Raw genomic sequence first — 315 nt, 5'->3', positions numbered from 1 at the left:
ACCGGAAAACATCCGAAAACGGATCGAACCTCAACCGCTTCGCCATCGGCAAACCCAAGTGATCCAAGGGATCTCTTCAGTCCGTCCCGGCGGCGACCCGTCCGAGGAGGCGGCTGTCTAGGCCCCTGCCCGGGGGGAGTCAACAGCACTCATGACGCTTCGATGAAGATGGTGGGGAGAACTCTGCACAGCGCGCGCATTCTCAGTCGTGGGCAGCGCGCGAGACGCGTCACACACCTTGTAGAAAGCCTCGCGGCGTCATTTAAGGGGCGAGACCAGGAGACATATAGAAACAATGCTCTCGCAAAAGGCCCG

Source organism: Ensifer sp. Root954 (assembly GCF_001429005.1).
Lineage (GTDB): Bacteria > Pseudomonadota > Alphaproteobacteria > Rhizobiales > Rhizobiaceae > Ensifer > Ensifer adhaerens.
Note: the sequence above shows the minus strand (reverse complement) of the source record.